14 protein-coding genes and 1 riboswitch are annotated in these 14141 nt (G+C 73.9%); of the genes, 7 read left to right on the top strand and 7 right to left on the bottom strand.

Annotation, left to right across the window (positions count from 1 at the left end; all coding sequences use genetic code 11):
- Positions 1-40 precede the first annotated feature (40 nt).
- The gene (locus KZ829_RS18580) at positions 41-355 is read right to left on the bottom strand and encodes a DMT family transporter (RefSeq protein ID WP_204298401.1); all 315 of its coding nucleotides are present in this window, start codon (positions 353-355) and stop codon (positions 41-43) included.
- 14 nt (positions 356-369) lie between these two features.
- Positions 370-439: riboswitch (guanidine-III (ykkC-III) riboswitch) on the bottom strand.
- 60 nt (positions 440-499) lie between these two features.
- Complete coding sequence (locus KZ829_RS18575) at positions 500-1051, bottom strand: hypothetical protein (protein ID WP_220145173.1); 552 nt, start codon at positions 1049-1051, stop codon at positions 500-502.
- A 218-nt stretch (positions 1052-1269) separates the two neighbouring features.
- On the opposite strand from KZ829_RS18575, the gene KZ829_RS18570 reads away from it, so the two are divergent.
- The gene (locus KZ829_RS18570; protein ID WP_220145172.1) at positions 1270-2043 is read left to right on the top strand and encodes a lysophospholipid acyltransferase family protein; all 774 of its coding nucleotides are present in this window, start codon (positions 1270-1272) and stop codon (positions 2041-2043) included.
- Here the strand turns inward: KZ829_RS18570 and KZ829_RS18565 are convergent.
- On the bottom strand, positions 1934-2884 hold the full coding sequence (locus KZ829_RS18565; RefSeq protein ID WP_220145171.1) for a GNAT family N-acetyltransferase: 951 nt from the start codon (positions 2882-2884) through the stop codon (positions 1934-1936). The two genes, KZ829_RS18570 and KZ829_RS18565, sit on opposite strands and share 110 nt — an antisense overlap.
- Before the next feature lie 240 nt (positions 2885-3124).
- Between KZ829_RS18565 and KZ829_RS18560 the strand changes: the two genes are divergently transcribed.
- Positions 3125-3634, top strand: coding sequence for an SMI1/KNR4 family protein (locus KZ829_RS18560; RefSeq protein WP_220145170.1), 510 nt, complete (start codon positions 3125-3127; stop codon positions 3632-3634).
- On the opposite strand, the gene KZ829_RS18555 is transcribed toward KZ829_RS18560, so the two are convergent.
- The 3 genes from KZ829_RS18555 to KZ829_RS44030 form a co-directional block, all read right to left on the bottom strand.
- Entirely contained in the window at positions 3603-4010 is a 408-nt protein-coding gene (locus KZ829_RS18555; protein ID WP_220145169.1) for a hypothetical protein, read from the bottom strand. The genes KZ829_RS18560 and KZ829_RS18555 overlap by 32 nt on opposite strands.
- Positions 4011-4374: 364 nt before the next feature.
- Positions 4375-4908, bottom strand: coding sequence for a LuxR family transcriptional regulator (locus KZ829_RS18550; protein ID WP_308285557.1), 534 nt, complete (start codon positions 4906-4908; stop codon positions 4375-4377).
- On the bottom strand, positions 4905-7403 hold the full coding sequence (locus KZ829_RS44030; RefSeq protein WP_220145168.1) for a helix-turn-helix transcriptional regulator: 2499 nt from the start codon (positions 7401-7403) through the stop codon (positions 4905-4907). The genes KZ829_RS18550 and KZ829_RS44030 overlap by 4 nt, the downstream gene beginning before the upstream one ends.
- Before the next feature lie 170 nt (positions 7404-7573).
- Between KZ829_RS44030 and KZ829_RS18540 the strand changes: the two genes are divergently transcribed.
- The 5 genes from KZ829_RS18540 (at position 7574) to KZ829_RS18520 (ending at position 13090) form a co-directional block, all read left to right on the top strand.
- Entirely contained in the window at positions 7574-9052 is a 1479-nt protein-coding gene (locus tag KZ829_RS18540) for a dynamin family protein (protein WP_220145167.1), read from the top strand.
- Positions 9040-10824 (top strand): dynamin family protein, encoded by a 1785-nt coding sequence (locus tag KZ829_RS18535; RefSeq protein WP_220145166.1) that lies wholly within the window; start codon positions 9040-9042, stop codon positions 10822-10824. The genes KZ829_RS18540 and KZ829_RS18535 overlap by 13 nt, the downstream gene beginning before the upstream one ends.
- Positions 10821-11264 carry a hypothetical protein gene (locus tag KZ829_RS18530; RefSeq protein WP_220145165.1) on the top strand — a complete coding sequence of 148 codons (444 nt, stop codon included), beginning with the start codon at positions 10821-10823 and terminating at the stop codon, positions 11262-11264. The genes KZ829_RS18535 and KZ829_RS18530 overlap by 4 nt, the downstream gene beginning before the upstream one ends.
- A 72-nt stretch (positions 11265-11336) precedes the next feature.
- Positions 11337-12728, top strand: a complete 1392-nt coding sequence (locus KZ829_RS18525; RefSeq protein ID WP_220145164.1) for an MFS transporter — start codon at positions 11337-11339, stop codon at positions 12726-12728.
- Positions 12728-13090: a GntR family transcriptional regulator gene (locus KZ829_RS18520; protein WP_220145163.1), complete on the top strand. Its 363-nt coding sequence runs from the start codon at positions 12728-12730 to the stop codon at positions 13088-13090. Before KZ829_RS18525 ends, KZ829_RS18520 begins: the two co-directional genes overlap by 1 nt.
- Positions 13091-13322: 232 nt before the next feature.
- Here KZ829_RS18520 and KZ829_RS18515 read toward each other — a convergent pair whose 3' ends face one another.
- Positions 13323-14096 carry a hypothetical protein gene (locus KZ829_RS18515; RefSeq protein ID WP_220145162.1) on the bottom strand — a complete coding sequence of 258 codons (774 nt, stop codon included), beginning with the start codon at positions 14094-14096 and terminating at the stop codon, positions 13323-13325.
- Between the last annotated feature and the right edge of the window lie 45 nt (positions 14097-14141).

The following is a 14141-nucleotide window of genomic DNA, read 5'->3' as shown; positions in this document are numbered from 1 at the left end:
TGTCAGGCCGCGGCCCACCGGTGCCGGTGAAAATCCGGTGTCAGTGGAAGTATTTGAGGCCGGCGACGCCGCAGATCACCAGCAGCAGGCAGACGATGCGGGGCAGGCTGGCCGGCTCGTTGAGGGCGATCATGCCGACCAGGGCGGTGCCGACCGCGCCGATGCCGACCCACACGGCGTAACCGGTGCCGACCGGGATGGTCCGCAGGGCGTAGCCGAGGCCGAGCATGCTGAGGGTGACGGCGACGCCGAAGACGGCGGTGGGCAGCGGGCGGGTGAACCCGGCGCTGCGGTCCAGGGCGATCGCCCAGACGGTTTCGAGCAGACCGGAGACGATCAGAACGAGCCAGGCCATGACGAACTCACCTCACGGCGGTCGTCTTGTCAGAGCCGGGTACGACGCGCACTCGTCCGGGGCGGCCGCGGCCCGCGGCGCCGGCTTCGAGCCTAGCCACTCACCGGTGCGGCCCGGGTGCGGCGGGGGTGTTGGTGGCCGAACTCACCGGCAGGTGATCCGCGGGTTCTCGGTGGCCAGTTCACCGACCGGGTTGTGCTGGTAGAGCCAGACGTGCAGGTCGTAGTGCACCGGCATGGGCGGGCTTCCGGGCGGCATCTCGTGACCGGCCATCGGGCCGTCGAACCGCCGGCCGAACAGGGTGGGCCGGTCGCCGCTGGTGTACAGGTTGCCGTCGGCGTCGGCCTTGAAGTATTCGACCGCGACCAGGACAGGTTTGCCGTCGCGGCCGGGCACGTAGAGCAGGATCTCCGGCAGCACCGGGTCGACCGCCTGGTCGGCCGCGTGACCCGGGTGCATCCAGTGGTGGCCCATGCCGGGTACGCAGTGGTCGGTCGGCAGGTAGCCGGCGGCCTTCGCCCGGCGCGGGTCCCGGAACCGGGCCGTCGCCTCGAGCAGGACCTTGCGCTGCGCCGTGGTCAGCGCGGGGGCGGTGCCGTCGTCCGGGAGCGCGGCGGCCGGGGCCGGGCAGGTGAGCATGCAGGTCAGGGTCACGGTGGCACCCATGCCGGCGCGGAGGAGCGGCGAGATCGTCATGGGGTCGAGGGTCATACACCGGCCCGCGTCCCGTACCCGTTTTCCGGGCCGCGCCACCCGCACGTGCGGCGGGTGCGGATGGCGCGTTCGCGGTGCCCGCTGCGGAACGCTCTACGCGTACCCGGAAAGGATCATGCGGTGCGAAGCAGCCGCCGGACCGGGTGGCGCGCCAAGCCGGATAGAGGACGATCTCGGGATCGTGCAATCATTCTCGCCTCATGGAGACCTCACCTGTCTGGCGTGTGCCGCGGCTGTGGCGGCTGCTGCTCGCGCTGTCGCGGATCGTAGCGTTCCCGCTGGTGCGGCTGCGGGTCTCGGGCGGCCTGCCGGCGCCGTTGCAGGGCGGCCCGGTCATTCTGGCGGCCAATCACGTCAGCCCGTTCGACCCGGTGGTGATCATGGCGGCGTGCCACAAGGTGGGGATCGCGCCGCGGTTCATGGCCACCGGTGGCGTGTTCCGGGCGCCGTTGGTCGGCACGGTCATGCGGCATTGCGGGCACATCCGGGTCGACCGCAACACCGCCCACGTCGCCGACGCGCTGCCCGCCGCGGCGAAGGCGCTGGCCGAGAACTCGGCGGTGCTGGTCTATCCGGAAGGGCGCATCGGGCTGGATCCGTGGATGTGGCCGGAACGCGGCAAGACCGGCGCCGCGCGGATGGCGGCCATGTCCGGGGCGCCGGTGCTGCCGGTGGCCCAGTGGGGCACGCACGCGGCGATCCCCTACGAGGCGCCGAAACGGCTCGGCCGGGCGCTGGTCAAGGCGCTGCTGCGGCGCCCGGTCGTGCAGGTGCGCTTCGGTGACCGGCCGGTCGACCTGTCGGCGGCCGAGACCGGAACGCCGGGGGTGCGGGCCCTGCACGCCACCCGGCTGATCATGGACGCTATCGACGAGACCCTGACACCACTGCGCCGCGACGAGATGCGGACACCGAAGGTGGTCGACACGTCCCGTCCGCACGACCCGGCCCGGATCCGGCCACGTCCGTCCTGACCAGCACCTTCTCGAACGCCAGCTGGTTGTAGGCGTTGTCGCTGTAGCCGCCGATGTCGTCGTAGCCGGCCGACCGGTACAGCGCCAGCGCCTCGGTCAGCAGCGGATGGGTGCCCAGCCGTACCGTGTCGATGCCGTTGTTCGCCGCGTCCACCTCCAGGCGGCTCAGCAGTTTGCGGCCGAGGCCGAGGCCGCGCGCCTCCGGGGCCACCCACAGGTGGCGGATCTCGGCGACCCCCGGGCCGAGGCGCAGCCACAGGCCGCAGCCGACCGGGCGGCCCAGCTCCACGGCCAGCAGCTGGGTGCCGGTCACCTCCTCGGGACGGGTCAGCACATCCGCGTCGAAGCCCTCCGGGAAGGTGACGTCGAGTTCGGCGGCGTACCGGGACAGGCAGTCGCGGGCCGCCGGCAGATCGGGCGGCACCGCCTCGACCACGACGGCGGCCGCCCGCAGCACCCGCCGGATCTCGTCCTGCGCGGCCAGCAGCCGGTGCCGCTGCCCACCGGTCAGTTCGCCGAGCAGCGCCGCGATCCCGGCGTCGGCGCGCCGGTCCAGCTCCGCGCGTTTCGCCAGACCCGCGTCGGTCAGCGCGGCGCTCCGGTCACCCAGCACCACCAGACCCTGTACGGCCAGCGCGCCCAGTTGCTGCCGCACGTGGTCGCGGTCCTGGCCGAGGCGGGCGCACAGGTCGTGCAGATCGCTGCGGATGCCGACCTCGAACAGCAGCCGGGCCTGGCCGAGGGGCCATTCGTGGCCCAGGAACCGGTCGGCGAGCGCGCTGAACCGCTGGTTGTAGTAGCGGTTGAAGTCGCGGACCCGCTCGATCTGCTCGCCCTCCATCAGAAGATGCTAGATCGCTGATCCGGACCGGTCAGACCGAATGGTCCCCCACTTCGCCACCTACGTGCAGGGCCATCCGGCTCTCGCAGCGGGACGAGCGGATCCGGTTCGTCGAGCCATGGCCGGCAGGCGGGGTGCTGGTCAGCGGGGTGTCGAGGACGGCCGTTCCCGCTGGGTCAGGGGGCGCGCGTCCATGGCCGGGATCCTGCCACAGGGCCGGGTTCTGGCAGCATGACGGCCGTGACTTCGTTCGAGGATGTGGCGGCGACCTTCTGGGATCCCGGCGAGACCGACCTGACCCAGCCGCCGCTGACCGGCGAGATGATCACCGCCGCCGAAGCCGGTCTCGGGGTGCGGCTGCCGGCCGCGCTGATCCAGCTGCTGCGGCTGCGTAACGGTGGCATCGTCGCCGACGGGTGGGACGCGTGCCCGGCCGCGCGGAACTCGTGGGCGGCCGATCATGTGCCGTTCGATCACCTGCACGGTATCGCCCCGCCCGGTCGCGAGCTGTCGATGGCGCTGCAGGACACCGGGTATCTCGTGCGGGAGTGGGGGCTGCCGTCGCCGGTGGTGCTGCTCAGCGGGGACGGGCACACCTGGGTGGCGCTGGACTACCGCGACTGCGGCCCGGACGGCGACCCGCCGGTGGTCTATCTGGACGCCGACCTCGGCCAGGAGTTGCGGGTGGCGCCCGACTTCCGGACGTTCGTCGAGAGCCTCACGCCGTCGGCCGGCTTTCCGGACGACTGAACAGGTCAGGGGGCAGGAAGCAGCCGTGATCCTGTAAGGGCGGACTGTCGTCGACGACGATCTCCTGGAGATGGCCGGCGGGCGACAGGCCGTCCGGCCGGTCGGTCACCCGGACACCGGGCGGGCGGCCGCGGACACCCACCCGGTCATCCGCTTCGTCGGCCGCCAACTGGCCGTCGCGGTCGAGCAGGGCGTGTGCGGCGTCGTACACGTCGGTGATCGCGGCTTGCGCCTCCGCCTCGCTCAGATCCGGGTCGCTGTCGCGTAACGCCTGGCGGGCCGCGGCCAGGAACCGATCCGGATCGACCACGACCACATCCCGTCGGCTTCGGACACTGATCGTCATCCCCGCCCGCGGCGGCACGCCTTCGGTCACGGCCGCAGCCTAACGAAGTGTCTCCCGGTGAACACCTTGCGCGGATGCCGGCGGCGCAGCGCGCCTGGGCGCGCACGCAACAAGGAGTGTGGACGCGGGCCGCCGCTGTCACGCCGGCAGCGGCACACGTGACGAACAGCGTGCGCGCGGGCGGGCGGGCGCACACAGAACAAGGAGTGTGGACGGAAGCCGCCGTCATCACGCTGGTGGCAGCACACGTAAAGCGCAGCGGGCACGGAATGCGGAGGGTGCGAGGGTGGAGGTCGTCGTGCGGGTGGACCGGCGGCCGTGCTGCGGCCGTGCGCGGGCAGGTGGCCGCGGGGATGCTACGGCGGGTTCGCGTAGCCCGTACCCCGGATCGGTGTTATTCGGTGCGCTGACGCTGACGCAGATAGGCCAGGACGGCCTCGCGGGTGGTGCGGACGCCGAACAGGGCGCGGGCTTCGGCGATGCGGCGGTTGGCGGTGCGCAGGGAGAGGAATTCGGCGGCCGCGGCGGCGGCGATGGTGTCGCCGGCGGCGAGGCGGTCGAGCAGGGCGCGCTGTTCGGGGATGAGGTTGGCGATGATGTCGGAGCCGTCGATGCCGCGGTGGACCGGGCCGAGGCGGGACAGGTCGTCGACGAGCGCGCGGCCGGCCGGGGATTCGGTGTCGCAGACGGCGACGACGGCGGCGCCGCGGGCGGCGGCCAGGACGGCGAGTTTGGCGGTTTCCAGGTCGTCGTCGGCGATCCGGCCGTGCAGGACCAGGTGGGCGGCGGCGACGTCCCAGGACGGGTCGGGCAGGGCGAAGCCGGCGCGGGCGGTCCAGCCGTCGCGGCTGAGGCGCCGCAGTACGGTGTCGGCTTCGGCGGAGGTGGTTACCACGTGGCGGGGGGCGTCGTCGGGCTGTCTTATCACCGGCCATCCTCGCTGGTTTCGAAGGGATTGGTGGCGAAGGCCAGGGCCGCGGCCTCGGTACGGGTCCGCGCACCGAGTTTGCGCATGCTAGCCCGGATGTGGGTGTCCACGGTCTCGGCGGAGATGCCGAGTTGCCCGGCGATGCGGCGGGTCGGTTCTCCGGCGGCGACCAGTCGCAGCACGTCGAGTTCGCGCTGGGTGAGCCGGCCGTCGGAGCGGGGGCTGCGGGTGTCGCGGTGGATCTGGTGGCGGCGCAGTCCGCGGCGGGCGCGGCCGGCCAGGACGGTGAGCCCGGCGCTGTCGGCGAGGTGTTCGGCGCGCAGCAGGGCGGTGACGGCCCGGTCGCGGTCGGGGCTGGTCAGGCCGGCGGCGATGAGGCAGCGGACCTGTTCGCGCAGGGCGACCGGCTGCCAGCTGTCGGCGGCGTCGTCGAGGCCGGAGCCGACGGCCCAGGCGGTGAGGGTGCGGCGCGCGGGTGCGGGCAGGTCGACCGGGATGGCGGCGGCCGGCGGGGCGCCCAGGTCGTAGGCGGCCCACCGGGCGGTGATCGCGTGCAGGCCGGCGAGCAGGCCGGTGCCGGTTTCGGTGGGGGTGCGGGCGGCCCGGTCGGGTTGCCCGTCGAGCCACGCCGCCTCGCGGGCCACCCAGGCGACGGCCGGGTGTACGCCGGCGGTGTCGAGGCGGGCGCGGGCGGCGGCGAGCAGCCCGGTGTCGGCTTCGATGAGGGCGGTGGCGGCGTTCGCGTACGCCCGGGCCTGTTCGGGCAAGGCCCGGTCGGTGAGGTTCGCGGCCCGGCGCAGCACGCCTTCGGTGCCGTCCCAGGCGAGGGTGGCCGGGAAGTCGGGGCCGTGCAGGGCCAGCGCCCAGTCGGCGGCGGCCAGGAACCGGGTCTGCCAGCCGTAGGCGAGGTCGTCGCCGGCGGTGGCGGCGGCGCGCAGCGCGGCGGAGGCGGCGTCGACGAGCCGTCCTTCGGCGGCGAGGTGTTCGACGAGCAGCCACGCCGACCAGCGGGTGATCAGCGGGTCGCCGCCGGTGTCGGCGACGGCGGCGAGGGTGTCGTCCCAGCCGGGTTGCCGGTGGGTGGCGCGGACGGCGGCGAGGGCGGCCTGGATGCCCGGTGGTGGCTGCGGATGCCGGACGGCGATCTTGTCGGCGAGTTCCAGGGCGGTCATCGGCTCGGTGGCCAGCACGGACAGCAGCATGACGCGGTCGCGGGCGGCGACGACGCGGGCGGCGGCGGTGTCCGGGACGGCTCGGACGGTGTCGCGGGCGGTGACCGGGTCGCCGGCCTGGAGAAGCGCTTCGCCGCGCAGGACGGCGGCTTCCAGGGCGAGCGGGTCGGCGGCGCCGGACGGGCGGGAGCCTGGGTCGGGGTCGGCGGACAGGAACACGGCGGGCACGATCGGGCGCAGCACTTCGGCGGCGTCGGCGGCACGGCCGGTGGCCAGGGCGGCGTCGGCGGCGGCGAGCCGCACCCGTGGGTCGACGGTGGTCGGCAGGCCGCAGGCGAACAGCAGCAGCGCGGCGCGTTCGGCGCCGGCCAGGCGGTCGGCGGCGCCGAGAGCCTTCCGGTACGCGGCGTTCGGGTCCCCGGCGGCGGCGAGGTGCCGGGCGGCTTCGGCGGGTGGGGTCAGGTCGGCGAGGCGGGCGTGCATCTCGGCCCGGGCCGGCGCGTCGAGCAGCCCGGCGGCGGTCTCGGCCACGTACGCGGACACGGGCAGCAGGGATCCGCCCGGTTCGGCGGTGACCAGCCCGGCGGCGAGCAGGTCGGCGGCGCCGGTGCCGAGCAGGGCGGGCGGGGCGGGCCGGCCGAGCAGCCCGAGCGCGGCCAGGGCGGTGCGGGCCGGGCGGGGCAGGTCGGCCAGGGCGGTGGCGATCGCGTACGCCACCTGGTCGATGTCCTCGCCGATCGGCGCGCGGCCGGCGGCGGCCTGCCGGGCCAGCGCGATGATCGCCAGGGGGTTGCCGCCGGCCCGGGCCACGACGGCGGCCGCGGCCTGGTCGCCGAGGCCGCCGGCGGTCTGCCGGGCCAGGGCGTGTGCGGCGTCGGCGGTCAGTGGTGGCACCGGGATCCAGGCGGTGGCGGCCTGCCGCAGCGCGGCGTGCTCGGTGTCGGGCAGCCGGTGCGGGGTACGCAGGGCGACCAGCACCCGGCAGCTGCGGGCGAGGTGCGGCAGGGCGGCGAGGGTGGCCGGGTCGACGTGCTGGAGGTCGTCGAGCACGAGCAGGCCGCCGCGCACACGGGAGCGGACGGCTTCGGCGAGCAGCGGGATGTCGTCTCCGGGCAGCCGGGCGCGCACGGCCCGGGACAGGGCGAGGGCGGGTACCGCGGCGAGCATGGCGAGGCCGCCGCCGAGGTGGGCGGGGCCGGGCACGGCGGTGGCGATGCGGCGCAGCAGGGTGGTGCGGCCGCAGCCGGGTGGTCCGGCGATCACGACGAGTGCGGGCCCTCGGCACAGCGCGGTACGGGCGGCCTCCTCTGGGTCGTCCGTCACCTGCGCTCCCCCTTCACTGGCACGAACACGGGATCCCGGCCGCGGCGCCGTCGTCCGTAGGCTGCACGGTGTAGACCACTCCTGTTCCCGCTATCGAAGGGTCCCTTCGTGCCGACGACATCCGCGATACGCACATTGTCGCCGACGGTGTGCTGCGCTGACGAGTCGAAGTGACCGGGCCACTCACCACCGGCATCGCGACGCTCTGTAACGAGATCGTCACGAGGGTCTCCTCCGATGCTGGTCAACACGTACGGCAGATCAGTAACCGTCTTCACGATCCGTTACGGGTGGCGGTCGCCGGACGCTTGAAAGCCGGAAAGTCGACACTAGTCAACGCGCTCATCGGCCGTCGCGTCGCCCCCACCGCGGCCGGTGAGTGCACCCGCGTGGTCACCCGGTTCCGGTACGGCCCGGCCGACCGCATCGATGTGGTCACCCGCGACGGCGCCCGGCACAGCCTGCCGCTGGACGAGGACGGCATGGTGCCTGCCCGGCTCGGCGTGCCGGCGGCCCGGATCGCGTACGTGGACGTGGCCCTCACCACCGACCGGCTGCGGGACCTGACCGTCGTGGACACCCCCGGCCTGTCGTCGACCGACACCGCCGGCAGCGCCCGGGCGGAGGCCGCGGTCGGCATCGACGACGACTCGGCCGGGGAGGTCGCCGCCGCCGAGGCCGTGGTGTACGTGTTCACCCAGGCGGTCCGCGCCGACGACGTCCGTGCCCTGGAGGCCTTCCACACCGCGTCGGCCCGGCTGGCGACCAGCCCGATCAACGCGATCGGTGTGCTGGCGAAGGTCGACACCCTGGTCGGCGGCCCGCAGGACCCGTGGCCGGTGGCCGGCCCGCTCGCCACCCAGCAGGCCGGGCTGCTCGCCCGGACCGTCGGCGACGTCGTACCGGTCGCCGGGCTGCTCGCCGAGACCGCCGAGTCCGGCCGGCTGACCGGCGGCGACCGCGACGCCCTGGCGAAACTGGCGGTGCTGCCGGCCACCGAGCTGAACCTGCTGTTGACCTCGGCCGACCTGTTCCGGTCCCGGCCCGCACCCGTCGGCCGCGACCAGCGGGAACGGCTGCTGACCCGGCTCGACCTGTACGGCGTCGGCTTCTCCTGCGCCCAGCTGGCCGCCGACCCGCGACTGTCCACCGGCGAACTGGTACGCCGGCTGGCCGCCGCGTCCGGGCTGGCCCGGCTGTCGGCGACGGTCGACCAGACGTTCCGCTGGCGCTCGGACGCGATCAAGGCCGGGTGGGCGCTGACCCGCCTGGAACGGCTGTCCCGGCACGGCCTGGACCGCGGCGACCAGGAGACCGTCCGCGACGCCCTGGAACAGGCGCTGCGCGACCCGGCCTACCACCGGCTGCGGCTGCTCGACGCCGCCCAGCGGGCCGCCACCGGCACCGTGGCGCTGCCCGGCGACTGGGAGCAGGAACTGATCCGGCTGGCCACCTCCGACGACCCGCGCTGGATCCTGCGGCTGCCCCGGGCCGGCGACGGCGAACTGGCCACGGCCGCGGTCGCGGCGGCGGGACGATGGAGGGCGTACGCGGTCGACGGCGCCGGCCCCGCGCAGGCCCGGATCGCCCAGGTCGCCCACCGCGGCTTCCAGCTGCTCGCCCAGGAGGTGCGCCGGTGCGCGACCTGACCACCCTGCTGGACACCGCGGTCCGCGACACCCTGTCCTACCTGCGTACCGCCGACCCGGACGCGGCCGCCGACCTGGCCGAGCTGCGCCGCGCCCACCTCACCCGCCCCGGGGTGGTGATCGTCGGCGAGACCAAACGCGGCAAGAGCTCCCTGGTGAACGCGCTGCTCGGGGTGCCCGGCCTGTCGCCGGTCGACGCCGCGGTCACCACCGCCGCCTACCTGAGTTTCGTGCCCGGCACCGAGTTCGCGGCGCGGGCGTGGCTGCCCGGCGGCGAGGAGATCGAGATCGACTCCCTCGACGAGTGGGCGCGCGGCAAACAGCGGGCCCGCCGCATCGAGGTCACCCACCCGGCGCCGATGCTGCAGTACCTGACCCTGCTGGACACCCCCGGCGCGGGCGGTCTCGACCCGGTGCACGCCACCATCGCCCTGGACGCGGTCCGCCGGGCCACCGCCCTGCTGTTCGTCGCCGACGCGTCCGCCCCGCTGTCCCAGCCGGAACTCGACTTCCTGGCCGCCGCCACCGAACGCGTCGACGCGGTCGTCTTCGCACTCACCAAGATCGACGCGTTCGGCCAGTGGCGGACCATCGCCGACGACAACCGGTCACTGCTGCAGGCGCACGCGCCCCGGTTCGCGGCCGCGCCCTGGTTCCCGGTGTCCGCGCGGATGGCCGAACTGGCCCTGACCGCCGGCGACGCCGCCACCCGCGACGCGCTGGCGGCCGAGTCCCGGGTGCCGGCCCTGCAGCATGCGCTGGTCGAACTGGCCGGGCGCGGCCACCAGCTACGGCTGGCCAACGTGCTGCGCGCCGCCCACCGCGACCTGACCCGGCTGCGCGACACGGCAGCGGAACGGGTGACGGCGACGTCGGCGGACGCGGCCGCCCAGGCCGCCACCCGCGCCGAACGGGCCGCGCTGGCCGCCCGCAAACGCACCGAGTCCCGGCAGTGGACGCTGAAACTCAACGCCGAGATCCAGCACGCCCGGGTCGCCGTCGTCGGGCAGCTGCGGACCCGGCTCACCGAGGTGCAGCACGACTACGCCCGCCGCATCGACAGCGCCCGCGGCGAGGCGCTGGCCGCGCTGCCCGACGACCTGGACACCCAGTTGCAGGCGGTCGCGGCGCAACTGTCGGCCCGGCTGGAGGACACCTACCGGGAGGTGGCCGAGAAGGTGCTGGCCGACGCGTTCGACCCGGCCCGGGTCAGCGCCACCCTGCGGCACCACCTGATCGCCGGGCCGCCGCGCGACGGGTCCGGCGAGAACCTGCTGATCGCCCTGTCCGCGGGCGGGGTGGCGCTGATCGCCGGCCGCGGCGCGGCGCTGGGGGCGGCCGCGCTCGGCGTGTCCGGCGGACTGCTGCTGCCGGTCGCCGGGATCGGGCTGGGCCTGGCCGCCGGCGGCTACGTCATCTACCGGCGCCGGGTGCACACCGACCGCCGGCACGCCCACACCTGGCTGCGTGACGTCCTGGCCGAGGCCCGGGCCGCGCTCACCGACGAGATCAGCGGCCGGTTCACCGACCTGCAGTACGCGCTGTCGGTGGCCCTGGACGAGGCGATCGAACGGCGGCTGCGCGAACTGGACACACTGATCGCCGAGATCGACGCGGCGGCCGCCGAGGACGCCGCGGGCCGCGCCAAACGGCGGGCCGCCGCCGTCACCGACCGCGACGCCGCCGCGTCCCGGCTGCGGCAGGCCGACGAGGCGCTGCTGCGGGCCCGTTCCCTGACCCCCACCCCCCTCGACGAGGAAGGCTCGCGATGACCGACCACTGGGATTTCGACGACGATTTCGACGACCTGACGCCGGATGACGTGCCGGGGCCCGACCCCCTGGCCCATGCCGATCAGGTGGAGTGGGAGCTGCCGGAGGATCTCCCTGATCTTCCGGACCTGCCCGACATCGACATCCCGGACCTGTCCGACGTGCCGGACGTGGTGGACGACGCCGCCTTCCCGCCCACCCTGGACATCGGTGAGCTGCCCGAACCGGTCGACGGGTTCCCCTGGGTGGACACCGCCACCCTCGGCGCGGCTGACCCGTCCGGCTTCACCCCGCCGGTCGAGCCGGTCACCGCGGGCGAGCTCGCCGCCTACGCCGGCGTCGAGATCCCGCCCGGCGCCGACCCGTGGACGTTCCTGGCCTCCTCCGAGGACCCGGCCACCGCGGCGCTGGCCCAGTGGTGGACACAGGGTGAACAGTGATCCACATCTCCCGCTGAACGCGCCGGGGTGGCATCATGTCCGCGCACCGACCATTTTCAGGAGCGGACGTAGATGGCCGTCGACGGCGACAACACCCCCACCACCACTCTCGCGCCCAAGCGGGAACGCACCGGCTGGTACATGTACGACTGGGCGAACTCGGCGTTCTCCACCACCGTCATCACGGTGTTCCTCGGACCGTTCCTGACCAGCGTCACCGAACAGGCCGCCGGCTGCGCCATCGACGCCGACGAGTGCACCGCGAAGGTGTACCCGCTGGGCATCCCGGTCGCCACCGGCTCCTACTTCCCCTACCTGGTGTCGCTGTCGGTGCTGCTGACCGTGTTCATCCTGCCGATCATGGGGGCCGTCGCCGACCGCGCCCCGCGAAAGAAGCCACTGCTGGCCGGGGCCGCCTTCACCGGCGCCGCCGCCACCGTGGCGATGGCGTTCGTGACCGGCGACCGCTACCTGCTCGGCGGGATCCTGTTCATCATCGCCAACATCGCCTTCGGCGCGGCGATCGTCGTCTACCACTCGTTCCTGCCGCTGCTGTCCGGCCCCGACGACCGCGACCGCGTCTCCAGCCGCGGCTGGGCCATCGGCTACCTGGGCGGCGGAGTCCTGCTGCTGCTCAACCTGGTCGCCGTGATGTCGCTGTCGCAGGACGGCAACCCGCAGCGCACCCTCGACCTGGCCCGCTGGTCGATCGTGTCGGCCGGCGTCTGGTGGGCGCTGTTCACCATCGTGCCGCTGCTGTGGCTGCGCGAGCACCCCAGCGCCTCCGCGGTCATCACCGGCACCGACCGCGGCAACGTGCTCACCGACGGGTTCAAGCAGCTCGGCCACACCCTCAAGGGCATGCGCGCCTACCCGCTGACACTGTTCTTCCTGGGCGCCTACCTGATCTACAACGACGGCATCCAGACGGTCATCTCGCTGGCCAGCCAGTTCGGCAGCGAAGAGCTGAAACTCGAACAGTCCACGATGATCCTGACCATCCTGATCGTGCAGTTCCTGGCGTTCGGCGGCGCCCTGCTGCTCGGCGCGCTGGCCACCAGGATCGGCGCCCGCAAGACCATCCTGATCGCCCTGGCCCTGTGGCTGCTCGTCGTGATCGCCGCCTACTGGCTGCCGGAGGGCGAGCCGGTGCCGTTCATGCTGCTCGGCGCCGGCATCGGCCTGGTGATGGGCGGCAGCCAGGCCCTGTCGAGAAGCCTGTTCTCCCAGCTCATCCCGGCCGGTAAAGAGGGCGAGTACTTCGGCTTCTACGAGATCAGCGACAAGGGCACCAGCTGGCTCGGCCCGCTGTTCTTCGGCCTGATCTTCCAGATCACCAACAGCTACCGGGCCGGCATCGTCTCGCTGGTGCTGTTCTTCGTGGTCGGCGGCGTGCTGCTGGCGTTCGTGCCGCTGCGGCGCGCCATCCTCGCGGTCGGCAACACCCCGCCCAAGCTGATCTGATGGACATCACGATCGACCCGGCGTCGGCCACACCGCCGTACGAGCAGGTGCGGCTGCACATCGCCGCGCTCGCCGCCGACGGTGTGCTGCCCGCCGGCACCCGCCTGCCCCCGGTCCGCCGGCTCGCCGAGGACCTGGGGCTGGCGGTGAACACGGTGGCCCGCGCCTACCGGGAGCTCGAGCAGGCCGGCCTCGTCGAGACGCGGGGCCGGCACGGCACGGTGATCACCGCGCGGGCCGGGGCGACGCCGGTCGAGGCCCAGCAGGCGGCCGCGGCCTACGCGACGCGGATCCGCGCCCTCGGCGTACCCGCCGAAACAGCCCTGTCGCTGGTCAAGGCCGCCTTGGACGACCAAACCTGATTTCGTACGGGTGACCTCGCCCCGTTTCTTTCAGGACTGTTCCGCCCTGCCGCGCGACCTCGCTGCCCGCGCCGGCCTGTGCCGCGCCCGCCGGGCTCAGATCGGTGGTCACCCGAAGCCGGGCAGGCGCACACGGTCGCCGTGCCGTGAGCGCCCACCCGGCCCATGGCCGCGGCCACCGAGCACGCAAGGCCGTTCGTGTGCGCCCACCCGCGCCGCAGAGCCGGACGGGTCACGCCTGCGGCGGATCCGGGGCGGTGGTGACCCGGAAGCCGACACGGCCGTTACGCAACAGGGTCCGTTCCCGCCTGCCCCCGGTCTCGTACGTGACGAGCAGGTCGAAGGTGTAGGCGCCGCTGTCGGCGCGGAAACTGAACAGCAGATCCTGTCTCTCACCGTCCTCGATGAGCATGCCCGGGTACTCCTCGAAGTACGGGCGGGTGGCGCGGCCGCCCTCGTCGGTGGACCACATCAGCGGGTCGACGTCGGCCAGGTCGAACATCATCGGCGCGGGTTCGGCGCCGGTGCCGTGCAGCGGGATCAGGGCGGCGTGCGGGACGCATTCGGTGACGATGTTGACCGGGCGGATGTCGGTGACGCTGATCAGGTGGCTGGTGGCGTTCTCGAAGGTGACCTGGGCGACGGCGCCGGCGGCCGCGAACGCGCCCCGGCTCAGCACGTAGGGCACGTCGATCGGGTCACCGACGCCGGCCACGTCGGGCAGCGACCGCAGGGTCTCGGCGGAGAACGCGACGTCGTGCGGATGGTCGGCGGCCGGATATTCACGGGTGGCGGTCCGCAGCGCGGTTCCGGTCGCGGTCACCCGGGTGCCGTGCGGGCGGGGGCAGTCGACGGGCGGGGGTGTGGTGTGCCGGGTCGTCGCCGCGACCGGGACGGGGACCGGCGCGGGTTCGAGTTCGGCGGCGGGCGGCTGGGGTCGGCAGACGGTGACGGGCATCAGGGCCAGCACGGCCCAGATGGCCAGAAACGGTCGTGGTCGAGGCACGGATCCTCCCTGCGACGTGGATCTGTGCCCGACCATAGGGCTCGA

This window comes from Actinoplanes hulinensis, from assembly GCF_019429605.1.
Classification (GTDB): Bacteria; Actinomycetota; Actinomycetes; order Mycobacteriales; family Micromonosporaceae; genus Actinoplanes; species Actinoplanes campanulatus.
Note: the sequence above shows the minus strand (reverse complement) of the source record. Positions and strands in the feature narration are given on the sequence as shown.

Excerpts from the sequence above, each read along its gene's own strand:
- KZ829_RS18565 (WP_220145171.1), bottom strand. The coding sequence starts at position 2,884 with ATGGAGGGCGAGCAGATCGAGCGGGTCCGCGACTTCAACCGCTACTAC.
- KZ829_RS18580 (WP_204298401.1), bottom strand. The coding sequence starts at position 355 with ATGGCCTGGCTCGTTCTGATCGTCTCCGGTCTGCTCGAAACCGTCTGG.
- KZ829_RS18575 (WP_220145173.1), bottom strand. The coding sequence starts at position 1,051 with ATGACGATCTCGCCGCTCCTCCGCGCCGGCATGGGTGCCACCGTGACC.
- KZ829_RS18520 (WP_220145163.1), top strand. The coding sequence starts at position 12,728 with ATGGACATCACGATCGACCCGGCGTCGGCCACACCGCCGTACGAGCAG.
- KZ829_RS18530 (WP_220145165.1), top strand. The coding sequence starts at position 10,821 with ATGACCGACCACTGGGATTTCGACGACGATTTCGACGACCTGACGCCG.
- KZ829_RS18525 (WP_220145164.1), top strand. The coding sequence starts at position 11,337 with ATGGCCGTCGACGGCGACAACACCCCCACCACCACTCTCGCGCCCAAG.
- KZ829_RS18570 (WP_220145172.1), top strand. The coding sequence starts at position 1,270 with ATGGAGACCTCACCTGTCTGGCGTGTGCCGCGGCTGTGGCGGCTGCTG.